Source organism: Nocardia sp. CS682 (genome assembly GCF_004634405.1).
GTDB lineage: Bacteria > Actinomycetota > Actinomycetes > Mycobacteriales > Mycobacteriaceae > Nocardia > Nocardia ninae.
This window is the reverse complement of the sequence record NZ_CP029710.1, coordinates 8,314,627-8,336,211: the sequence shown is the minus strand read 5'-3', so window position 1 is coordinate 8,336,211 and position 21,585 is coordinate 8,314,627. Positions and strand designations below refer to the sequence as shown.

The 21,585-nt window shown below is 67.6% G+C and carries 20 protein-coding genes; 9 read left to right on the top strand and 11 right to left on the bottom strand.

The genetic code is table 11. From position 1 onward, the window contains the following. The first annotated feature begins 11 nt into the window (after positions 1–11). Entirely contained in the window at positions 12–1,973 is a 1,962-nt protein-coding gene (locus DMB37_RS37710; protein ID WP_135236795.1) for a glycoside hydrolase, read from the top strand. Between the two features lie 56 nt (positions 1,974–2,029). Here the strand turns inward: DMB37_RS37710 and DMB37_RS37705 are convergent, their stop codons facing one another. The 4 genes from DMB37_RS37705 to DMB37_RS37690 form a co-directional block, all read right to left on the bottom strand. After that, on the bottom strand, positions 2,030–3,295 hold the full coding sequence (locus DMB37_RS37705) for a cytochrome P450 (RefSeq protein WP_135236794.1): 1,266 nt from the start codon (positions 3,293–3,295) through the stop codon (positions 2,030–2,032). Between the two features lie 109 nt (positions 3,296–3,404). Continuing rightward, positions 3,405–4,784 carry an FAD-dependent monooxygenase gene (locus tag DMB37_RS37700; protein WP_240771964.1) on the bottom strand — a complete coding sequence of 460 codons (1,380 nt, stop codon included), beginning with the start codon at positions 4,782–4,784 and terminating at the stop codon, positions 3,405–3,407. Next, the gene (locus DMB37_RS37695) at positions 4,781–6,001 is read right to left on the bottom strand and encodes a cytochrome P450 (RefSeq protein ID WP_135236793.1); all 1,221 of its coding nucleotides are present in this window, start codon (positions 5,999–6,001) and stop codon (positions 4,781–4,783) included. The genes DMB37_RS37700 and DMB37_RS37695 overlap by 4 nt, the downstream gene beginning before the upstream one ends. A 31-nt stretch (positions 6,002–6,032) precedes the next feature. Then, complete coding sequence (locus DMB37_RS37690; protein WP_135236792.1) at positions 6,033–7,271, bottom strand: cytochrome P450; 1,239 nt, start codon at positions 7,269–7,271, stop codon at positions 6,033–6,035. Between the two features lie 268 nt (positions 7,272–7,539). Here DMB37_RS37690 and DMB37_RS37685 point away from each other — a divergent pair, with 268 nt between their 5' ends. From DMB37_RS37685 to DMB37_RS37660, 6 genes are read left to right on the top strand one after another with little or no spacing between them, the layout of a single operon-like run. Further along, positions 7,540–9,207: a fatty acyl-AMP ligase gene (locus DMB37_RS37685; protein ID WP_135236791.1), complete on the top strand. Its 1,668-nt coding sequence runs from the start codon at positions 7,540–7,542 to the stop codon at positions 9,205–9,207. Positions 9,208–9,247: 40 nt separating this feature from the next. Then, positions 9,248–10,036: a ferritin-like domain-containing protein gene (locus DMB37_RS37680; RefSeq protein WP_135236790.1), complete on the top strand. Its 789-nt coding sequence runs from the start codon at positions 9,248–9,250 to the stop codon at positions 10,034–10,036. A gap of 4 nt (positions 10,037–10,040) precedes the next feature. Further along, positions 10,041–10,622, top strand: coding sequence for a PaaI family thioesterase (locus tag DMB37_RS37675; RefSeq protein ID WP_240771962.1), 582 nt, complete (start codon positions 10,041–10,043; stop codon positions 10,620–10,622). Beyond that, the gene (locus DMB37_RS37670) at positions 10,619–10,876 is read left to right on the top strand and encodes an acyl carrier protein (protein WP_135236789.1); all 258 of its coding nucleotides are present in this window, start codon (positions 10,619–10,621) and stop codon (positions 10,874–10,876) included. Before DMB37_RS37675 ends, DMB37_RS37670 begins: the two co-directional genes overlap by 4 nt. Next, entirely contained in the window at positions 10,873–11,706 is an 834-nt protein-coding gene (locus DMB37_RS37665) for a cyclopropane-fatty-acyl-phospholipid synthase family protein (RefSeq protein ID WP_135236788.1), read from the top strand. The genes DMB37_RS37670 and DMB37_RS37665 overlap by 4 nt, the downstream gene beginning before the upstream one ends. Before the next feature lie 16 nt (positions 11,707–11,722). Continuing rightward, positions 11,723–12,565 carry an acyl-ACP desaturase gene (locus tag DMB37_RS37660; RefSeq protein WP_135236787.1) on the top strand — a complete coding sequence of 281 codons (843 nt, stop codon included), beginning with the start codon at positions 11,723–11,725 and terminating at the stop codon, positions 12,563–12,565. Between the two features lie 63 nt (positions 12,566–12,628). Here the strand turns inward: DMB37_RS37660 and DMB37_RS37655 are convergent, their stop codons facing one another. From DMB37_RS37655 to DMB37_RS37635, 6 genes are all read right to left on the bottom strand, one after another. Then, positions 12,629–13,138 carry a PaaI family thioesterase gene (locus DMB37_RS37655; protein WP_135236786.1) on the bottom strand — a complete coding sequence of 170 codons (510 nt, stop codon included), beginning with the start codon at positions 13,136–13,138 and terminating at the stop codon, positions 12,629–12,631. Positions 13,139–13,273: 135 nt separating this feature from the next. Continuing rightward, positions 13,274–14,401, bottom strand: coding sequence for an acyl-CoA dehydrogenase family protein (locus DMB37_RS37650; protein ID WP_135236785.1), 1,128 nt, complete (start codon positions 14,399–14,401; stop codon positions 13,274–13,276). Between the two features lie 148 nt (positions 14,402–14,549). Beyond that, positions 14,550–15,827 (bottom strand): ABC transporter permease, encoded by a 1,278-nt coding sequence (locus DMB37_RS37645; RefSeq protein ID WP_167769199.1) that lies wholly within the window; start codon positions 15,825–15,827, stop codon positions 14,550–14,552. Between the two features lie 307 nt (positions 15,828–16,134). After that, positions 16,135–16,824, bottom strand: a complete 690-nt coding sequence (locus DMB37_RS41785) for a cation:proton antiporter (protein ID WP_255508337.1) — start codon at positions 16,822–16,824, stop codon at positions 16,135–16,137. Further along, positions 16,791–17,708: a sodium:proton antiporter gene (locus tag DMB37_RS41780; RefSeq protein ID WP_255508335.1), complete on the bottom strand. Its 918-nt coding sequence runs from the start codon at positions 17,706–17,708 to the stop codon at positions 16,791–16,793. The genes DMB37_RS41785 and DMB37_RS41780 overlap by 34 nt, the downstream gene beginning before the upstream one ends. Before the next feature lie 78 nt (positions 17,709–17,786). After that, positions 17,787–18,641 (bottom strand): alpha/beta fold hydrolase, encoded by an 855-nt coding sequence (locus DMB37_RS37635; protein WP_240771960.1) that lies wholly within the window; start codon positions 18,639–18,641, stop codon positions 17,787–17,789. 131 nt (positions 18,642–18,772) lie between these two features. Here DMB37_RS37635 and DMB37_RS37630 point away from each other — a divergent pair, with 131 nt between their 5' ends. Together DMB37_RS37630 and DMB37_RS37625 are read left to right on the top strand one after the other, a co-directional pair. Next, positions 18,773–19,690: an AraC family transcriptional regulator gene (locus DMB37_RS37630; RefSeq protein WP_135236784.1), complete on the top strand. Its 918-nt coding sequence runs from the start codon at positions 18,773–18,775 to the stop codon at positions 19,688–19,690. Positions 19,691–19,971: 281 nt separating this feature from the next. Then, positions 19,972–21,099 carry a glutamate--cysteine ligase gene (locus DMB37_RS37625; protein ID WP_135236783.1) on the top strand — a complete coding sequence of 376 codons (1,128 nt, stop codon included), beginning with the start codon at positions 19,972–19,974 and terminating at the stop codon, positions 21,097–21,099. On the opposite strand, the gene DMB37_RS37620 is transcribed toward DMB37_RS37625, so the two are convergent. After that, on the bottom strand, positions 21,086–21,460 hold the full coding sequence (locus tag DMB37_RS37620) for a VOC family protein (protein WP_135236782.1): 375 nt from the start codon (positions 21,458–21,460) through the stop codon (positions 21,086–21,088). The genes DMB37_RS37625 and DMB37_RS37620 overlap by 14 nt on opposite strands. Positions 21,461–21,585: the final 125 nt, after the last annotated feature.

Here is a 21,585-nt window from a genome sequence, read left to right as displayed (position 1 = left end):
ACGTGCCGGGCATGAGACGCCGGAGCATCGAACACACCTACCGAGGTATCGCCTTCACCACCGTGCTACTGATCGCGGGCCTCACTATCACCGCCTGCGACAGCAACCCCGACAGCACGCGACCACAGCAACGCGGCGATCACGTACTCGTGCCGATCGCCGGCGGCCGGGCGGACGTGGACACCGCATCACTGGCGATCACCGGACTCGTCGACGACGGCGCGCGCATCACCATCTCCGAAGGCGCGCCCGGCCTAGGCGCCGCAGGTCCGATCCGGATCACCGGCGACCTGGCCACCTGGACCTACCCCGACAAGGGCTTGACCGCCTCCGCCGACGCCGCCGGCGGCCGCCTCCGCGTCGTCCTGCACAGCGACCGCGACGAGCGCCTGGCCTGGCCGGTCACCGGCACCGACCCCGCCGCGGCCGCGCTCCAGCTCCCCCGCGGCGAGGGACTGTCGCTCCCCGTCGACGACCCGTTCTGGAACTCCCCCGACGCCACCCTCGTCGACAACCCCCTCGACCTGACCTCCGGACTGACCATGCCGTTCTGGGGCTACCGCATCGGCGACCGCGGCGTCAGCTACCTCGCCCCCACCGACATCGGCACCACCTTGACGGTCAACTCAGTCGGCGGGAAACTTCACGCAACAGCCGAACACGACTTCACGGCCAGAGCCGATACCCGCGACTACACAGTCACTTTCGCGCTGACCGACGCGTCACCCGTCGCCGCGGCCAAGGACTACCGCGCCTGGCTCATGCAACACGGCCAGTTCCGTTCCCTGACCGACAAGATCCGGCAGAACCCCGCGATCTCCCAGCTCCTCGGCGCTTTCCACGCCTACCTCTGGGGCGACGGCCGCACCCCCGACGCGATCCGCACGATGCGCGACCTCGGCTTGACCCGCATGTGGCTCGGCTACGACGCGGGCGACGACCCGATGACCCGCGCGGCCATCGACGCCGCGAAACAGGCCGGATATCTTGCCGGACCCTACGATTCGTACGCCAATGCCCAAGACCCGGCCACCGCCGACAACCCGAGCTCCCGCTGGCCCGACCCGATATGGCCGACCGGCTGCGTGCACGACGTGGACGGCAAGCCGCGCACCGGCTTCGGCAATCGCGGCTGCTACCTGAGTTCCCAAGCCCTGGCACAGCATCCGCGCCTGCTCGACGACAGGTACGCGAGCATCACCGCCAACGGCGCGAACACCTACTTCCTCGACGTCGACGCCGCAGGCGAGTTCTTCGACGACTACAGCCCCGACCACCCGATGAACCAGCAGCAGGACCGCACCAACCGGCTCGCCCGCATGCGCGCCCTGGCCGAGGACCGCAAGCAGGTGCTCGGCTCGGAATCGGCGGGCGCGTGGGCGAACACGGTGCTCGCCTACAACCACGGCTCCCAAACGCCGGTCTCGGATCTGCTGTGGAAGGCGGAGCGAGACAAGGAAACCTGGGGCGGCTGGGCACCGGCACGCGCCCCACGCAACTTCTTCCAACCCGCTGAACTACCCGCAGCAGTAGCGAAGGCCATGTTCGACCCGGCCTACCGAGTCCCGCTCTACGAAACCGTGCTGCACGACTCGGTGATCAACCTAGACCGCTGGGAGTTGCCGTACTACAAACTGCCGCAACAACAAACAATGCGGGCGCTGACTTCGATCTTGAACAACACCCCGCTGAACCTCGTACTGGACCAGGAACAACTCACCACCCACGGCGTCGAGATCGCCCGCCTGCAACAGTATTTCGCACCGCTGCACGAAGCAGCCGGCACCGCACCGATGACCGAATTCCAGTGGCTCACCGCAGATCATCTGGTGCAACGCAGCACATTCGGTGACGGCACACTGACGGTCACCGCCAACTTCGGTACGCACACCTACGCAGACCTTCCCGCAGGCTGTGTCGACGCGAAGCTCGAGACCGACAACGCACCGAAGCGACTCTGCCCCGGGGCATGAGCGAGCGAACCCGGTGCCCCTCCGGCACCGGGTCTCGCATCTCGACCAGAGACCGACTAGACAGGCGTGACTCGCGTCGGCAAGGACTCCAGCCCTCGGATCACGACATTCGGTTTGTACGGCGGTGTGTCGGTCAGCACCTCGATATCCCGCACCTTGCGCAGCAACACCTCGAGCAGCACCTCCATCTCCAGCAGGGCCAGCGGCGCGCCCAGGCAGTAGTGGATGCCGAGGCTGAACCCGAGGTGCTTCTTGGCCGGATTCATCGGATCGGAGTACCGCGCCACGTCCACCCGATCCGGGTCGGTGTACGCGTCATCGTCGCGATTGGCCGAATTGATCAGCACCACCACGCCATCCCCCGGCGCGAAGTCGTGGCCGGCCACCGTGATCGGCTTGGTCGCGGCCCGGGTGGTGATCTGCACCGACGGCTCGAGCCGGAGCAGTTCGTCCGGCGCCGCGGCGCACAGGTCGGGACGCGCACGCAACGCGGCGATCTGATCTTGATTGCGCATCAGCTGCAGCATGCCGGTGCCGATCAGATTCGCGGTGGTCTCGTGCCCGGCCACGAACGTGGTGATACAGGTGGCCAGCAACTCCTGCTCGGTGAGCACATCGCCACGGTCCTCGACCTGCGACAGCACGCTGAGCAGATCATCCTTCGGGTCCTTGCGCCGCTCGTTGAGCAACTCCCGGAAGTAACCCATGAATCCGCGCGAGGCAGCGCTGCGGGCCTGCAACGCTTCCTGGGGCAGCGTGTAGTCGTGATCGAACCCGCGCGCCAGATCCTGCGACCACTGGTGCACCTGGTCGTAGGCCTCCGGCGGAACACCGATCAGCTCGCACGCGATGATCAGCGGCAACGGGTAGGCAATGAACTCGACCAAGTCGAATTCACCTGCCTCCAAAGCCTTGTCGACGAGTTGCTCGGTGAGCTCCTCGATGCGCGGCCGCAGCCTGGTCACCATGCGCGGAGTGAAGCCCTTGGTCACCAGATTGCGCAGCCGGGTGTGGTCCGGCGGCTCCATCCAGAGGAACGAGGTGGGCAGTTCCTCGGGTGCGTCTTCGGGCGACACCGTCGGGTGCATCATCGCGGCCTCTTCCGCGTGGCTCCATGCGGTGGTCGACAGCACCGCGACGCAGTCCTCGTAGCGGGTCAGCAGGTGATGGCCGAGCGGGGTCTGGTGCAGTCGCCCCGCCTCGCGCAGCACCCGCGCGGGCGTATATGGGTCGGCTCGGCCTTCCGGGCCGAACAAGTGAGCGATCGCGGTCTGTACGGAATCCTGTTCCGCGACAGCCGTGCTCGCGTGCGACGAATCCATGTCGAGTGGTCCCTCCTGTACGGTGCACCGACCAGGTGCCGCCGGTCGTTCGGAATGCGTCAGCGTTCGGAATGGATAGGGAGGTGCCTGCCCGCGACGATGCGGTGCGTCACCTCGTCGGCTCGATGAGGATCGGGGAACGGTCGGCGAACGTCTGCCCGCCAAGTTCGGCGACGGCGGCAGCTTTGCCGTTGCCGCGCAGGATGATTCGACGCAACATGCGTGGATGCAGCAGCGCGGTCGACGGCTCGACCAGGTTGGCCACGCGCAGAAACGTCCGCGCGACCAGCGGATCGACATGCGCGGCGCGGTGCACTCGCGCCACGTAAGCATTGGTGAGGCGGGTCCGTAGTGTGCGCGGACCGAGCACACCGGGGTGGCTCAGATCCGCGCCCGCGGCGAGCTGCCAGGCGACGTCCACCACTTTGCCTGCGGCGCAATAGAACCTGGCAGGCAACTCGTCCGCCTCGGCGCCATCGGCGAGGCAATCACGCAGAGCGAGCGCCTGCTGGGCTGCCACCGCCATTCCTTGGGCATACAGCGGATTGAAACTGCACAGTGCGTCACCGAGCACCAGAAACCCCGCAGGCACTGCGCCGAGCCGCTCGAACCGGCGCCGCACCGGCGCCCGAAAGCGATGCGGCACCGCATCATCGAGCGGCTCGGACGACGTCACGAGGTCGTGAATATCCGGCGCCGCAATGCTGCGCGCGAACGCCGCGAACCCCTCCTGATCGGTCGGCGGATGGTCGCCGAGCATCCCGGCCAGCGTGACGTGCCAGCGGTCGCCCTCGACCCGAACCGCCCCGCCGCCACGGCCATTCGCGCCGGTAGAGATGATCACCGACGAATGACCGTCCAGTTGCCCCGGCGTGCGCCGGAACATCCGCGACGAGTACCCCAGGTCAACCTCGATCCGCTCCTCCGCCGGTGCCTGCGCGCCTAAGGCGGTCAGCCACATCGGCGCCCGCGAGCCGCGCCCGGTCGCGTCGACTGTCAGATCCGCCGCGTGCGGCTGCGCGCCGTACGCACCGGAGACCGTCACCCCGCGCACCCGATCGGCATCGCCGACCAGCCCACCGGCCACCCCTTCGCACAGCCGAACGCCGGGCGTGGCCAGCGTGCGTTGCCGCAGCACGGATTCCAGTAGCGGCCTGGTCGCAATCACCGAGGTCAGTCCCGTCGATGTCGGCGCGACCCGCAATCCGCCGACATACCAGCGAGTTCCGACCAGCGCCTCCGCGGTGGTCGCGCCCCGCCCGGCCAGCTCGGAGGTGAATCCCGGATACAGCTGTTCGATGATGGTGCGCCCACGATCGAGCAGACCGTGCAGGTGCCGCGCCTGCGGCACACCACGTCGAACGCCCGCCCCCTCGACGCTGTCCCGCTCGACGATGGTCACCTGCGCGAAATGCTCGGAAAGCACACGAGCGGCCAGCAATCCGGCGATGCCCGCGCCGAGCACGACCGCGTGCCGTCCCTCGGTCACAGCGTCACCGGCAGCGCCATGATGCCGCGGTGGATCAGGCTCGGCTGGTATTCGACCAGCTCGGTGGCCAACGTCAGCTTCGGCGCCTCCGCGAGCAACTGGCCGATCGCTGCCTCGGCTTCGATCCGCGCGAGCGGCGCGCCGACGCAGTAGTGGATACCGAGGCTGAACCCGAGATGCTTACGAGCGGGCCGGTTTCCGACGTATCGGGTGACGTCGAAGGTGTCGGCGTCGGGAAAGACCCGCTCGTCCCGGCTGGCCGACGCGGTCAGTACGACCACGCCATCGCCCCGCTGGAACCGATGCTCGCCGACCATGGTGTCCGCCAGCGCGACCCGGATGGTGAACTGCGTCGGCGCGTCGTAGCGCAGCATCTCCTCCAGCGCGGGCCCGATCAGCGCCGGGTTGTCCCGAAGCAGCGCAAGCTGTTCCGTGTTACGCAGCAGCGCGAGCATGCCGTTGCCGATCAGATTGATCGAGGTCTCCATGCCCGCGACCAGCGTGAGCAGCGCGATGCCGATCACCTCGGGATCGGTCAGCTGCCCGGCCGCGCTCGCCGCGACCAAGGTACCGAGCAGATCCGAAGTCGGCTTCGCCTTCTTCTGCTGGATCAGCCGCGCGAAGTAACCCATGCACTCCATCGCCGCGGTGCCGCGCGCGGCCACCTCGTCCGCGCCGAGTAGCGAATCCGGGTCGCTGCCCCGGGCGATCGCCAACTGCCACTGCCGGAACAGCGCACCGTCGGCCGGGTCGGCGCCGAGCAGCCGCACCGGGACCATCGCCACGGCCAATGGCACGGCCAGGTCGTTCAGCACATCGAGCTCGCCGCGCCGCGCCGCCGCCGCGATCAGATCGTGCACCACCTGCCCGGCCAGCGGCACCATCTCCGCCATCACCCGAGGCGTGAACGCTTTGGCCACCAGCTTGCGATAGCGACCGTGTTCGGGCGGATCCATCCGGACGAACGAGCCGGGGATCGCGGCGGTGGTGTCGCGGAACGGGCTGATGCCCGCCGCGTACCCGTGCCCCCAGTCGGCGCCGGTCAGGATCGCGGCACACTCCTCGTAGCGGGTGACCAACGTGACCGGAACATCCCCGAAGGCATAGGGGAACAACGGCGCGGCGTCCCGCACCCGGCGATAGGCCGGATACGGGTCGGCCCGCTCGCTCGGCTCGAAGGCGTCGAAGGTGACATCGGCGGGAACAGCAGTGCTCATCGTGGCTCCTGTATCAGTGCGCGGCCGTGTCTCATCTGCCCTCCAGCCGGACGCGAAGCTGTGACATGCCGCGCACGACCACGTTCGGCCGGTACGGCGGTTCTTCGAGCAAGGTCATGACGCCGACTCGCTCGGTGAGCGCGCGCAGCACCACCTGCATCTCCAGCCGGGCCAGCGGCGCACCCAGGCAGTAATGCAGGCCTAGGCCGAACGACAAGTGCCGCTCCGACTTTCGGCCGCGCGCGTACCGCGCGATATCGAAGCGGTCGGCCTCGGCGAACGCCAGCGGATCCCGGTTGGCCGAGGCGAGCAGCACGATCACCGCGTCCCCCGGCGCGAAAGTGCGGCCGGCGAGAGTGATCTCGTCGTGTGCGGTTCTGGTGGTGAGGTGCACCGGCGCGTCGTAACGCAGCACCTCGTCCACCGCGGGCTCGCACAGTTCTGGATAGGCCCGCAGCCGCTCGAACTCGTCGGGGTTGCGGATCAGCGCGAGCACCCCGTTGCCGATCAGGTTCACCGTTGTCTCGTGCCCGGCCACCACCAGGATCAGCAGCGTGCCGAGCAATTCGGTGGACGTCAGCTGAGCGCCCCCGTCGTCGGCCTGCACCAGCGCCGTGATCAGGTCCGCGCGCGGGGCTTTGCGCCGCTCCTCCACCAATTCGCCGAAGAAGTCCAGGAAGGCGTACACGGCGGCCGTCCGCGCGGCCAGCTCGTCCGGCGAAAGCAGCACGTCCGGATCGAGACCACGCGCAATACTCGTGGAGATCTCCCGCACATGCTCATGCGCTTCCGCAGGCACGCCGAGCAGCTCGCACACCATGGTCAGCGGCAGCGGATAGGCCAGCGCGTCCAGCAGATCGACGTCCCGCTCGGCGAGCATCTTCGCCATCAGGTCCTCGACCAACTGCTCCGCCCGCTCCCGCATCCCGCTGATGGTCCGCGCGGTGAACGCCTTGCTCACCAGCCCGCGCAGCCGGGTGTGGTCCGGCGGCTCCATCCACAGGAACGACCCGGGTAGCTCGACATCGCTGTCGCCGTGCAGCAGTTGCGGCTCCTCCGCGTGGCTCCAACGCGGGTCCTGCATGATCGCCTGCGCCTCATGGTGGCGGGTCACCAGCTGCATGTCGTGCGGGCCCGGCACGAACGGACCCGCGCCGCGCAGCACCTCGTAGCTGCCATACGGGTTGTGCCGCAGGTGCGGTGCGACGCTCTCGATGACCGCCAGCTGGACCGGGGTCAATTCCTCGACCGCCGAATGGTCGGAACTCACCGGCAACTCCTGGATAGCTGGATAACTGAACAGAAAGGAACGATGCCGGCAAAAATCGGCGGCACGTGATTCCTGGCTGTGCAAGTAATTTCGCGTCCATCGTCGGCCTTCCCGACACCCTGAAGCCGCGGCGATCACCCGTTCCTATCGAGCAATAGTCGAAATCCTTTATCGTGCACTGTGATTGGTTGATCGCGCTTCTTTATCGAACACCGCAATTCACAATGAGTTCAAGGCGCCGTCACAATGCGCTGTTGTCGTGGCAGTCATGAATTCTGCGGAATCGGTCGAAACCCTGCACGGCCGCATGGCCGAGATCGCGGCCGGACACCCTGGCGTGCCCGCCACGTTCTGGTCGGTGTCGGAGACCGTGGATTATGCCGAGCTCGACCGGCGCTCGCGCACGGCCGCAGCCACACTGGTTCGCCGCGGCGTCTCGCGTGGCGAGCCGGTGGGCATCCTGTGCCCCAACGCGCCCGAGTTCCTGACCAGCCTGTTCGGGATCGCTGCGGCAGGCGGCGCGGCCACTCCCCTGCCGTTGCCCGCAGGTGCGCGGCACCTGGGTGGCTACCCGCAGAAATTGGCCGCCATCGTCGCGGCCGCGGGCATGCGCAAGGTGCTGATGTCGCATCGATTCGCGGACCTGGCCACGCTGCTCGAAGGCGCGGTCGACGTCGAATTGATCGACACTGCAACATTATTCAGCACAACCGACACTGAAGACGTTCCGCTGCCCGTACTCGGCGCGGACGACCTCGCCATCGTGCAGTTCACCTCGGGCAGCACCGCCACACCCAAAGGTGTTCGCCTGACCCACCACAACGTGCTCAGCGGTTTGGCCGCGATCCGTACCGGCATCGCACTGGACCTGGCCGACACCGGCGGTTTCTGGCTGCCGCTCTTCCACGACATGGGCCTGTTCGGCACCCTCTCGGCCATCCTGCGCGGCATCCCCGCGCACGTCTGGTCACCACTGGCGTTCGTCAAGGATCCGGCGCGCTGGCTCACTGAATTCGCCGCCAGCGCAACGACCATCACTGCCATGCCGAACTTCGGCTACGAGGCGCTACTCGCCGCGATACCGCCGGAGCGGGTGCCCGACTACGACCTGAGCAACTGGCGGATCGCATTCAACGGCTCCGAGCCTATATCCCGCGACGTAGTCACCGCCTTCTGTGAGCGTTTCGCACCCGCGGGCTTCGCACCGACGACCATGTTCGGCGTCTACGGCATGGCCGAGGCCACGCTCGCCGTCGCCTTTCCGCCCCTGGGCCGAGAACCCTTGTTCGAGTGGGTCGATCGAGCGACGCTCGCGGATGACGCACAGGCACAGCGTGTTTCCCCGGACGCACCTGGCGCGCGGGCGGTAGCGGGCGTCGGTTCCGCCGTCGACGGACTGCGGCTGCGCATTGTCGGCCAGCACGACGACCAGCACCGCGTGCTGCCCGACGGCGCGGTCGGCGAGATCCTTATCCAAGGCCCGTCGGTCACCGACGGCTACCTGACCGCGGCGCCGGAGACGGTCGCCGGGTTGTTCACCGACGGCTGGCTGCGCACCGGCGACCTCGGCTACCTGCGCGACGGCGAACTCTTCGTCACCGGCCGCTGCAAGGACATGATCACCGTGCGCGGCGTGAACTACTACGCCCAGGACGTCGAGGCAGCAGTCCGCGACCTCGACGGCGTCTTCAAAGGCCGCTGCACGGCCGCCACCGACCCCGACGGCGCCGACGTGATCGCCCTCATCGCCGAAACCGAACTGACCGGCCCGGCCGCCGCGGCACTCGCCGATCGGATCAAAGCGCGGATCGCGGCCGAACTCGGGTTGGCCGCGGTCGAGGTGTATCCGGTCGCGCCGCGCAGCATTCCCCGGACCAGCAGCGGCAAGCTGCAACGGCTCGCCGCACGCGAGCTCGTCGCCGCTCGAAAGCACTGACCACCAACGCTATTCGCCACCAACCGAACTGGAGTCACCGGTGCACAGCTATGAAGTCTTCCGCCATTACGAGCGTCTGCATTGGAAACTGGCCGATCTGAACCTCGACACCGTCGACCGCGCCCTGGTCCGACCGGAATACGTGACGCTGGCCAAGAGCGCGACGATGGGCGAGTCCAACGTCATCGCCGCCGTGCACGGCTTCATGAACGAATTCGTCGACGACTACGACTTCTCCACCTTCGCGGTCGTCTGGGGCTACCAGGAAGTGCAGCACCACTACGCGTTTCGCGCCTGGCTCGGCGCGGTCGGTGAGAGCGTCGACGCCAAGGCGGTCGACGCCATGCGCGAGCCGTACGCACCCGGCAGCACGCCGTCGGCCACCTTGGCGACCAACATCATCTCCGAGCTCACGGTGAACCACATCTATCGGGCGGTAGCCGCCTGGGTGCAGGAGCCCGTACTGAAAGGCTTGTTGCTCAGCGCGAGTCGCGACGAAGCGGGACACGCTCGCGAGTTCATCCACTACGCGACGAAGCGACTGGCACAACGGCCGGAGGAGCTGCCCTCGGTGCTGGAGACGCTGTATGTGTACAGCTCGGAGGCGAAGATCAAGCATCCGGTGAGCACCTTCAAGGCGGGCATCAGCGAACTCGGCGACCACGAGACCATCGACACCGGCTTCGAGCTGTTCCTCGAGCAGGTCGCCGCGGAAGGCGAGCTGGAAGTACTGCACGACAAGGTGCGCCGCACCTTCGCCAATATGACGGGATTGGATCTGTCGAGCAATGGCAAGGTCCGCCGCGCACTGGCCGACGCGATCGCTTAGCGCCATGGACCGCTCCCTTGCCGTCGAGGACTTCGACCTGCCCGAGCCCGCACCGCAGGCCGCGGCGACCGTCCAGGTCCCGTGGTCGGTGATCCCCGACTACCACTGCTTCGGCTGCTCACCACACAACCCGAGCGGCCTGCGGTTGGCGTTCAACCCGCACCCGGACGGGTTGCAGGCCGCCTTCCGGCTCAGCCGTGCGTTCGAGTCGTATCCCGGTGTCGTGCACGGCGGCTTGATCGGCGTGATCTGTGATGAGGTGATGGGCAATCTCATCGTGCTCGCGCGCAACTACCCGGCCTTCACGGTGTCCCAGCGCACCCGGTTCCTCACACCGCTGCTCGTGGACCACGAATACCGCTGTGTCGCAACACTGTCGGCACCGGCGCCGGACCGGCCGATCCAGGCCGCCGCTGAGATCCTCGACGGCAACGGCGCCGTCTGCGCCACCTCCACCGCCACCTACCAGCGGTTCACGCTCGACGACGTGCGCCACCAGCTGACCCTGGGCGACGACGAGGTCACCCTGCTCTCCGACGCGCTGTCCGCCGCGAATACCTTCTCTACGAATGGAGTTCACTCATGACGATTCCCGCCGACATCCTGCGCACCGTCACCGAGATCGCCGCCGCCGAGACCGGCATCGCCGAGGCCGACCTGCGGCCCGACGTCGACCTGCGCGGCATGGCGGGCGTCGACTCCGTGCGAGTGCTGCGCATGGTCGCCAAGATCGAGCGCACCTATGACATCGAGCTGGAGGACGAGGACGTCTTCGGCCTGTCCACCCTGAACGATGTCGTCAAGGTCGTGGACCGGACGCTGAGCGAGGCGGCCGCATGACCGTCACCGCCGACACCAACCAACACTACGATCTCGATCCGGACATCTTCGGCCAGTTCCTCGACCCGCTACGCAAGTACAGCTCCGCGCTGTACACCTCCGACACCGACACCTTGGAGCAGGCGCAGCGCACCAAGCTCCGGTTCGTCGCCGATCGGCTCGGCCTGCGTGGCGGCGAGCGACTCCTGGACGTCGGCTGCGGCTGGGGTTCGCTGATCCTGTTCATGGCCGAGGAGTTCGGCTGCGACACACTGGGTGTCAGCCCGGCACCGCGTCAGCACGAGTACATCGCGGAGCAAGCGGCGGCGCGTGGCGTCGCCGAGCGGGTCCATACCCGGGTCGGTCATTTCGAACAGCTCGACCTGCCGCACCGCAGTGTCGACGCAGTTACTCTGCTCGGTTCGATCGTGCACATGCCCGATCTCGGCGCGGTCTTCCGGCGTGCCCGTGCGGTGCTGCGCCGTGGCGGCACGCTGTATGTCTCGGAGAGTTGCTTCCGAAACGCCTCGGCGCGCACCGCTTTCGACAGCCGGATCGGCACCGAGTTCGTGCGCGAGGACATCTTCGGCTGGGGTGATCTGCGTCCGCTGTCGGACCTGGTGACCGCCGCCGAGGACGCGGGCTTCTCGATCATCGCGGTGGACGATCTCACCGAGCACTACCGGCGCACCATCGACGACTGGATCGCCAATGTGTACGCCTCCGCCGAGCGCATCGACGCGCACGGGCCGGGCCTGGCCGCCAAGCTGCGGCACTATCTCGAGATCGCCAACGCCGGATGGGGCTACACGACAAAGCATTACGCACTGACGTGCCGTAAGGCCCGCTGAGGGTCAGGAGAGGCACATGGATATCGAATCGACACTGATCCCGGTCGACGAGGTGGCCGCCGCGGTCGACGGCTTCCTCGCCGCGTCCCCCGCCGCCCGCGCCTGGGATGTCGAGACCGCGTTCGACTGGTCCCGCGCGGATGCCGGCAGGCTCACCGAAGGACAGCGGTCGGCGGTGCAGTTCGTCACGCTGATCGAGGACCACCTGCCCGGCTACTTCGAGGTGTACCACCGGTACTTCCCGGTCGACGACACCGTCGACCGGGCCGCCTTCATCCATAACCGCGAGCTGTACCACTTCACCGTCCGCTGGGCCTTGGAGGAGGACACGCACGCACGCGCGCTGACCCGCTATCAGGAGGCGGCCGGTATCGCCGAACGTAGCGCGCTGCGTGCGGAATTGGCGGTCGAGGGGCAGAAACCGTTCGACCTGCCCTACGACCATCCGGTGCAGTTCTTCGCTTATGCGCTGGTGCAGGAGAAGGCCACCCAGATGTACTACCAACATCTCCGGGACGTGGTCGACGACCCGGTGCTCGCCTCGGTCCTGGCGCGGCTGGCCCGCGACGAGGCACGGCATTTCAGCTTCATGGCCGACGTGGTCGGCCGGTACCTGCGGGTGCACGGTGACGCGACGGTGGAGCCGATTCGCGACGTGATCGCCAACTTCCGAATGCCGTTGGCCGATACCATGCGTGGGTATTGGCGCTGGGCATTGAAGATCGCCGACGTGGCGTCCTACGACCACACCGAGGCGTACGAGCACTTGGTGAAGGTGATCGATCGCGCGGTAGACGCCCGCACCGATCGGCTCGACGAGCTGGTGCACTTCATCGAGGAGTGCCGCACCGTCGCCTGAGCTCAGTAGCGAAATGGCCCTGCCCACCGAGTACGTCTCGGGGGCAGGGCCATTCGGCGCAGCTCACTGCTCCGGGTTGAGCACCAGAATCGTGGTGGAGCCGTGCGCGATCAGCTTGCCGTTGCCGTCGACGATCCGGCCCTCGGCCGTCGCGGTCCGCCTGCCGACGTGAATCGCGTTGGCCTCACAGGTGAGTCGCGAACCGTCCAGCGTGACCGAACGAATGAAGTTCACCTTGAGCTCCAACGTCGTATAGGCCACACCGTCACCGAGTTTGGTGAAGACGGCACTGCCCATGGCCGTGTCCATCAGGGTCGCGATGACCCCGCCGTGCACGGTGAACATGGCGTTGATGGTGGCCGGGTTCGGATCCAGGTAGTACTGGGTGTAGCCGTCCCCCGCGGTCTCCAATCGAATCCCCAGCGACGCGCCGACGCCCAGGTTCTCCTGCAGACCACGCTCGAATACCGTGGTCAGTTCGTTGACGCGGGACGCCACGGTGGCGTCGGCCCGCGTGCCTGCGCCGTTGGTGTGTGTGGCCGGCTCGTTGGCATGTGTGTCGATGCTGGTCATGACCTTGTCCTCCCTGGCGAACGATGCCAGGCCATTCGACCAGCGCCCGATGAACACCAGCAGGCTTGCCGCCCTTGCATTTTCAGCTTCGATCGGCTGATCGAAACGCCGATCGGAAGCAGACGTGGATCCCGGCTACTCGCCTTCCGGCACCCCGAGCACCGACCTGCCGATCTCACCGGCGATCACCTCGGTCGAGTACGCCATCAGCTGCCCCGCCTCGGCATCACGCAGATGACGTTGAATAGGTGACTTTTTGAGATAACCCGAGGCACCACCCACCCGCATACCCAATTGCGCGACATCCACGGCGATCTTGTTGGCGAGATACTTGGCCCGCGACAGATTGGGAAAGAAGCTCGGCACCCCGTTGTCGGCCTCCCACAGCGCCCGCTCGTACAACGCATGCGCCGCCGCCAGTTTGGTCTGCACGTCGGCGACCTCGTACTGCACCCACTGCTGATGCGACAGCGGCTTGCCGAGGATCACCCGCGACTGCGCGTGCTCCACCAGCGCGTCCAGCGCCGCGTCGGCGATGCCGAGCGAGATGGCGGGCAGTCCGGCCGGAATCACCGCGAAATCCCCGAACCCTGGTGCCCGGCCCCGATATTCGGCCCGCAGCAGCGTGTTGTCGAACGACAGCAGCTGGCTGCGCGTCGCCCGCAAACCGAGGGTGTCCCAGATCGGGATGGTCGACACCGTCTCGTCGGGCACCACCCCGAAGAACGCGGGCACGTCGTCGACCCGCGCGTTCACCAGCAGGTACTCCGCGATCTCACACCCGGAGACGAATCGCTTGGCCCCGGTCAGCGACCAACCACCCGCGACCGGGAAGGCGTCCTGCTGCGGATTGAGAAACCGGTTCCCGCTGGCGGGTTCGGACAGCGCGTTGGCGAAGCGCTTGCCCGCGAGGAACTCGTCGGCGAAGAACGAGCCGAGCGTGTCCTTGGTGAACTCCGCGAGCGCGACCCCGGCCCCTGCGTGCATCGTCCAGATCGTCGCCGTCGACGGATCCGCCTTCGCGAGCACGCACACCACGTGCCCGAACGCCGAGTAGCTCAGCCCGAGTCCGCCTACGTGTTCCGGTAATGCCGCCCGATCGACGTCCGCGTCGTGTAGCGCCGTCAGGTGCGCCACCGCGATCTCGGCCCGCTCGTCGTACTCGGCCGCGACGGCCCGAAACCCCTCCGCCAACTCGGCGACTCGATCGAGCACCTTGCGCTCGACATCGCGGACCGGAAATGAAAACTGGACAGTAGTCACGAAACGCTCTCTGGTCGAAGGGATTCGGCTGACCTGCGGTCGGCGGACGACTCGCCGACCCAGGGTACGCAGATCCCCCGCCCATCGAGGCAGGAACGGACAAGCCCGGCACCACCGCTGCGCCGGCCCGGAATCCCCGCCTGACGTGCTACTCCGCTACGGGACGACCGGTTCCACTGCGGCGCAGGCCTTTATAGTCGTACCACCGGGTGATCACCACGCCGAGCACGAGACCGATGGCCAGTCCGAGCGCCGACATCCAGACGCCCCTGCTGAGCCCCGCCGGACCGCTCGCGTCGAAGTAGAGAATCGCGCGCACCCCGAGGAACACCTGGTGCATCGGCTCGAAGGACGCCAGCCAGCTGAAGTATTTCGGCGTCGCCTCGATCGGCACGGTGCCGCCGGAGGACGGCAGCCCGAGAATGATGAACAAGATCAGGTTGATCAGCAGGCCGGCCGACCCGACGGCCGCGAGCACGGACAGCCCGGTGACGCCGACGGCGATGATGGCCAGCGCGCTGTAGAGGAAAAGCCCGAGCGGATGATCGAGCGGCATGCCGAGCGCCTTCGCGACGAGAAGGAACACCCCCGCAACAACATTGGCGGTCACCACCATGACGCCCCACTTGATCAGCAGCGTGTGGAAACGCGAGATCGGCGTCGGCGGGAAATGCACGAACCACGGCCCGTACTCGGTGGGCACGAAGCCGAGTTGCGCGTCGATCATCGTGTGGATCGTCATCGAGCCGACCAGCCCGGCCAGCAGGAGCAGCAGCGCGTAGAAGAACGCCGTGAGCCCCTGACCCGTGCCGCTGGGCAACGGATGGAACGGTTCGGTGACGATCTGCAGCGGCTCGGCGAGCGCCACCCGGCTGGCACCGCTCAGTTCGGGCGCGGGCGGCCCGCCGGGTGGGGGCGTCAACTGCGCCCGCACCTGCTCGGTCAACTGCTGTCCGACCTGCGTGTTCACCTGATCGAGCGCCTGCGTACCGATCTGCGTGACGATCTCGGTCACGAACGCGCCGCTGCGCGGATTGGTCTGCAACGCGATGATCGGCCGCTCGATATCACCAGGGATCACGCTACCGACCCCGAGGATGCCCAGCCGTTTGCTGAAGTCGCTCGGGATCAGGATCGTGCCGTACACCTTGTTGTCCTGCATGCGCAGCGACGCCTCATTGGCGGAGACCACCTGCAAGTCGATCTTGTCCGCGGGCACCGCCTTCTTCAGCCCCTCGGCGACCTCGTCCCCGAAGACCACCCGCCGCTCCTGCCCCGGCGCGCCGATCGTGTCACCGACGTCCTGATTCACCAACGCGATCGGAAAGTCGTGCATGTTCTCTTCCGGATCGACCACGTAGGCCAGATACATCGTGCCGAGCAGCGCCATGAACACGCCGAGCACAGCCACCGGCAGGAACCACATGCGCAGGCCGAGACGACGGTCCGATCGGGCTGCCTCCACGCTGTCCGAAGTCACGGTGTCGGACGGTAGCAGCAGACCGCGCCGACGTTCGGGAGCTTCGCCGGGCTGTTTGCTACAGCGATGCGAAGGCGGCCCACACGCCTGCACCAGCCGAAGCCCGCGTGTCGCATCACCCCGAGGACGCGACCCCACCGACGGAGCCCTTTCCTGAACTGCGCCCCGATCGATGCGGGAAACCGCGACTGTCAGCAATGTGCGGTAGCGGCCCATCACCATGACCACGCAGAGCCGGTAGCACCGCGCAGCGCTACGGCGAGCGCAGATCGAGCCGCCGCATCACCCGGTCGACCAGATCGGGCGGCACCCCCGGTTCCCGCCGCGCGGCCATCGCTTCGGTACGCCCCGCCGCCAGCACCTCCTGATTGATCCGATCGAGCTTGCGATTCAGCCCGAAACTACCCTCGGCCGCCGCCTTTGCATCATCGGCGGCCTCGGGATCGGCTCGGGCCAAGCGTCTTTCGATCCCGACATGCAATCGGTCGTACACCTCGTCGGGCAGATCCTCGGTCTGCGCGACCTGTTGCAGCCGGGTCAGCTCCGCACGCAGAATCCGCGTCCACAGCTGCCGCTCCATCAACCGCTCCGACTCGGTATCGACCCGGACTCCCGTCGCACGCACCACAAGCGACAGCGTCGGCCCCTGGATCAGCAAGGTGAACAACACCAAGGCGAATGCGGTGAACAAGATTCCGTTGCGCCACGGGAACGCCGCCCCCGACTCGGTGGTCAACGGCACCGCCAAGGCCAACGCCACGGTGGCCACCCCGCGCTGCCCCGCCCACCAGGTGACCATGGTCTCCCGCCAGGTATACGGCTCATCCGCCTCCCGCCGCCGCCACCAGCGACCGAACACCGCCCAGGTCCCCATCGACCACACCAGCCGCACCCCGACGACGGCGCCGATCACCGCACCGGAGACCCAAGGAAGCGTGGCCACTCCGGCCCCACATCGCGCAGCACGGTGGCCAACTCCAGTCCGATCAGCCCGAAAGCGATCCCGGTGACCAGCATTTCGATGATCGCCCAGAACGAGTCCCCGACCAGCCGATAATCGCTGTCACCGAAATCGCTGGCCGCGTCGGTCAGATACAGCGCGCACACCAGCACCGCGAGCACCGCCGACCCACCCCACGCCTCGGCCAGCCGGTAGGCCGCGAACGGCAGCGCCAAACCCAGCGCCACCTGCCACGCGGCCTCGTCCAGCCGCCGCATCAACCGGCTGCCGCCCCAGCCGAACACCAACCCGACCGCGACACCGACCACCGCCGACACGACGAAGTCCATCGCCGCCGACCACGCGGAGAACTGCCCGGTGACCACCGCCTGCACCGCGATCCCGTACAGCACGATCGCGGTGACATCGTTGAACAGCCCCTCCCCCTCCAGCACCGCGACCAGCCGCCGCGGCAGCCCGAGCCGACCGGCCAGCGCGCCGACGGCCACCGGGTCCGGCGGCGCCACCAGCGCGCCGAGCACGAACGCCACGGCCAGCGGCACCGCCGGGTGCCACAGGTGCACCACCACTGCGACCACGGCCGCGGTGGCGATCACCAGCCCGAACGCCTGCAGCGCGATCGCACTCCAGTTCTGCGCGAACGTCCGCCACGAGGTGCGCCGCGCCGCCGCGTACAGCAGCGGCGGAAGCAGCAGCGGCAGAATCAGATCCGGCGCGACCCGCACATCGGGCACCGCCGGGATCAAGGCAAGCACACACCCGAACACCGTCATCAGCACGGCCGGGGCCACGCCGAGCCGCCGACCGAGCGGCTGGGCGAGGATCGTGCCGAACAGCACGAGAAACGGCAACTCCAGATGACTCACGCCCACGCAGTCTGCTGACCAGACCTGAGAAACGCGAGTGCGTCACCCTGAGAAACGCTGATGCGTTCGCACCCGTGCTCAGGGCTGAATGGTGCCCGCCGCAGTCTCGATGAGCTCGGTCACCGCCGCAGACTGCGACAACGCGACCGCGTGACTGCCCGCCTGCTCGACGGTGGTCGCGTTCATCCGCTTGGCCATCTCCCGCTGCCCGTCGGCCGGGATCATCCGATCGTCCTTGGCCACCAGCGCCCAGCTCGGCAGCGACTTCCACGCCGGAACCCCGCTCGGCTCCATGAACGAGGTCACCGCGATCGGCCGCTGCGCCGCGGCCAGCACCGCCGCCTCGCTCGCCGCCAGATCCTGCGCGAAGTTGTCGTGGAACTTGTCCGGCGCGACCGTCAACTCCTGACCGACCCCGCCGCCGGGCAGCGGAAAGTCATGCGGCACTCCGATTTTGGTAGCCGGTCCACCGAACTTCGCATCCAGCGCGCCGACCGGCTCGCCCTGATCCGGCGCGAACGCCGCCACGTACACCAGCCCCGCCGCCTTCGCCGAACCCGTTGCGGCATTGGTGATCAAGGCTCCGCCGTAGGAGTGACCCACCAGAACCGTCTTGCCCGGCAGCCCGTCCAGCACGCTGCGAATGTAGGCCGCGTCGTAGGTGAGCCCGCGCAGCGGCACCGCCGCCGTCGTCACCTGATACCCGTCGCGCTGCAGCTGTGCGGCGACCTTGCTCCAGCTCGACCCGTCGGCGAACGCCCCGTGCACCAGCAGCACACCAGGCTTGTTCGCGCTCGGCGCGGGACTCGGGTCGCTCTCGGCGGCGGCCGTGCACGCCGTCGCGGTCATGCCCAGCGTGAGCGCGGCGACCGTCAGTACGGTGCCGCGCCAGCCACGACCTGCCGCACGAGCACGGGACCTGTTGTTACGCATACCTTTTCGAACCCTTCGATAATCGGACTACGGACTCTCGCGGCGAGCAAGCTCCAAGGTAGGTGGACAATCAAGCAAAAGCTATGCTTCAGAAGCCGAGATAGTTTGCCGAAACTCCAGGAGCGTCGACCGTGTTCACCCAGACCGAGGACCTCGACGCACTCTCGGAGATCTTGGAGACCGTCCGGCTCCACGGCGACACGGTCGTCCGTTTCGCGCCGCCGCCACCCTTCGAGGTGACCATCCCGGACGGAATCCGCCTGCTGCACATCGTGGAACGCGGCACCATCCGCCTGGGCGTCGGCGACCGCCCGCCGATCCTGCTCGGCCCGGGCGACCTGGTCCTGCTCGGCTGCGGCGACGGCCATTCACTCGACGCCGGCACCGGCGCGACCGCGCGACCGCTGCGGGACTCCGACACCTTCCGCCTCGACACCGAACTCGCCGACCCCGAAGCGCCACGCTGGGTCACCGGAACGTTCGCGGTCCAGGAGGCCATCGCGGCCCCACTGCTGTCGGTGCTGCCCCCGGCGATCCACATCCCCGCCGATCCCGGCGACCGGCCGTGGCTCGCGGCCATCCTGCCGGTACTGCTCATCGAGGTGACCAACCCGAATCCCGGTGCCGCGGTAATGATCTCGCGAGTACTCGACCTGCTCTTCATCCATACCCTGCGCGCCTGGTTCGCCGGCCACGACGCCGAACCAGGCTGGCTCACCGCGGCCATGGACCCCGCGCTCGGCCCGGTCCTGGCCGCCATCCACCGCGACCCGAGCAAGCCCTGGACCGTCACGACGCTGGCCAGGGACGCCAGGATGTCCCGTTCGGCCTTCGCCGAACGCTTCACCAGGCTGCTCGGGCGAGCCCCCTCGGCCTACGTCACCGAACGCCGCCTCGACCGCGCCGCCGAACTGCTGCGCTCCACCACCGACCCGGTGTCGCGCATCGCCGCCGACGTCGGTTACACCTCCAACGCCGCGTTCAGCCGCGCCTTCCACCGCCGCTACGGCGACGCCCCGCAACGCTGGCGCAAGCTGACAGTGCGGTGAACGAGTTGTCCGGTGGACGTCCGGTCGATCGCCGTTTGGGGCGCGCCGCGCTGCGGCAATCTGGTGCTTACGACGCAGTTCCGGCGAGGTGGTGAAAGGAGAGTCCGATGATTATCGGGATGGTCAGCCACTGGGTTCGTTTGATGCTAGACGTGATCGGTATCTGACCGACGACTCCAGCACGTACTGCTGCGGAGCACCGCGAGACCGCCCGGTCTCGCGGTGCTCTCCGCGACCTCCGCGACACGCGTACGACCTCGAATGATGGGTATTCCCCCGCCATGGACGCAGCCGCGGCGACAGTCGGCGTCGAAGAGGAGTTCTTGCTCGCCGATCCCGAAACCGGTGCGCCCGCCGCGAAGAACGTCGAGGTCGCACATACCGCGGCCGAACTCGGCATCGACCTGCAACTCGAACTCACCCGCTGCCAGGTCGAAACCAGCACCGGAGTGCACACCGACTCGGCCGAGCTGGCCAAGGAACTGCGCGAACTGCGCTGTGGCGTCGCCGCCTGCGCGGAGAAAAACGGGGCACTGCTGCTCGCGGTCGCCATTCCGCCGACCGTACCGAGCAAGTTCCCGGTCACCGACACCCCGCGCTACCAGCGGATCGCCGATTCCTTCGGCATGCTCGCCCATGAGCAGGGGCTGTGCGGCTGCCATGTCCACGTGGCGGTACCCGACCGCGATACCGCCTTGCAGGTCAGTAATTTCCTGCGGCCATGGCTGCCGCTGCTACTGGCACTCACCGCCAATTCGGCCATCTATCGCGGCGCCGACACCGGCTTCGCCAGTTGGCGCAGCATCCTGTGGCGGCGCTGGCCGAGCGCGGGCCCACCGCCCTATTTCGAGTCGGCACGCGACTACGACGCCATGGTCGCCATCATGCTGTCCAGCGGCAGCATCCTCGACAAGAAAATGGTCTATTGGGATGTCCGCCCCTCGTCCACGTTCCCCACCGTGGAGGTCCGGGTCAGCGATGTGCCCGCGACGACCGAGGAAACCGTCCTGCTCGCCACGCTGGTCCGTGCGGCGGTGCTGACCGCGCGAATGTCGTTGGCCCAGCACCGTTCTGCGCCGGCGGTCAGCGCGGAGATGCTGCGCGCGGCCTATTGGAAGGCGGCCCGCACCGGACTCGACGGCGACCTGCTCGACCCGATGTGCGGCCGCATCGTGCCCGCCCGCGACCTCATCGCCGAGCTCATCGACTACGTCGGTCCCGCACTCGACGAACTCGGCGACCGCAGGCTCGTCACCGACTCCCTCACCGCCGTCCTGGCCCGCGGCAACGGAGCCATGCGGCAGCTCACAGCGTTTCGTCGACGTCGCGAGGTGGGCGATGTGGTGGCCGAACTGGCGTCGGCCACCCTGACCGGCTGCCGCCGAACCCCGCGGGCTACAGCCACATGAGGCAGAAGATGTGCCCCACCGGGTCGGCGTAGACCCGGAACTGGTCGTTGTCGTTGGGCTGCACCAGTTTCGCGCCGAGCGCGAGCGCCTTCGGCTCCGCCACCTGGATATCGTCGACCAAGACATCGAAGTGAATCTGTTGCGACGCTTCGGGATCCGGGAACCGCGGCGGCTTGTACTCCGGCGAGCGCTGGAAAACGATCCGCCTACCGTCGTTGTCGACGGTGACGACCCACGAGTCGTCCTCGTCATCGGCCAGTTCGAGGCCGAGCAGGTCGACATAGAACTCCGCGAGCTTGCGTGGCTCCGGGCAATCCAGCACCACACTGCGCAGCCGACCGACGAAACTGTCTGAACTCATGGGTGACCTCCTTGGATTCGGGACCTTGATCGCCTACCCGCCACCCCGGGCAAGCAAACGTCCGGCGATGCCGCCGGAACCCGCCGCTGAATGAAACACGTTGTGGTCAAATACAATTCGCTGCC

Bases quoted from the DNA above. Each gene is read 5' to 3' on its own strand.
- DMB37_RS37710 (WP_135236795.1), top strand. From the start codon at position 12: ATGAGACGCCGGAGCATCGAACACACCTACCGAGGTATCGCCTTCACC.
- DMB37_RS37705 (WP_135236794.1), bottom strand. From the start codon at position 3,295: ATGGATTCGTCGCACGCGAGCACGGCTGTCGCGGAACAGGATTCCGTA.
- DMB37_RS37695 (WP_135236793.1), bottom strand. From the start codon at position 6,001: ATGAGCACTGCTGTTCCCGCCGATGTCACCTTCGACGCCTTCGAGCCG.
- DMB37_RS37685 (WP_135236791.1), top strand. From the start codon at position 7,540: ATGAATTCTGCGGAATCGGTCGAAACCCTGCACGGCCGCATGGCCGAG.
- DMB37_RS37675 (WP_240771962.1), top strand. From the start codon at position 10,041: ATGGACCGCTCCCTTGCCGTCGAGGACTTCGACCTGCCCGAGCCCGCA.
- DMB37_RS37670 (WP_135236789.1), top strand. From the start codon at position 10,619: ATGACGATTCCCGCCGACATCCTGCGCACCGTCACCGAGATCGCCGCC.
- DMB37_RS37665 (WP_135236788.1), top strand. From the start codon at position 10,873: ATGACCGTCACCGCCGACACCAACCAACACTACGATCTCGATCCGGAC.
- DMB37_RS37660 (WP_135236787.1), top strand. From the start codon at position 11,723: ATGGATATCGAATCGACACTGATCCCGGTCGACGAGGTGGCCGCCGCG.
- DMB37_RS37655 (WP_135236786.1), bottom strand. From the start codon at position 13,138: ATGACCAGCATCGACACACATGCCAACGAGCCGGCCACACACACCAAC.
- DMB37_RS37645 (WP_167769199.1), bottom strand. From the start codon at position 15,827: ATGTGGTTCCTGCCGGTGGCTGTGCTCGGCGTGTTCATGGCGCTGCTC.
- DMB37_RS37635 (WP_240771960.1), bottom strand. From the start codon at position 18,641: ATGCGTAACAACAGGTCCCGTGCTCGTGCGGCAGGTCGTGGCTGGCGC.
- DMB37_RS37625 (WP_135236783.1), top strand. From the start codon at position 19,972: ATGGACGCAGCCGCGGCGACAGTCGGCGTCGAAGAGGAGTTCTTGCTC.
- DMB37_RS37620 (WP_135236782.1), bottom strand. From the start codon at position 21,460: ATGAGTTCAGACAGTTTCGTCGGTCGGCTGCGCAGTGTGGTGCTGGAT.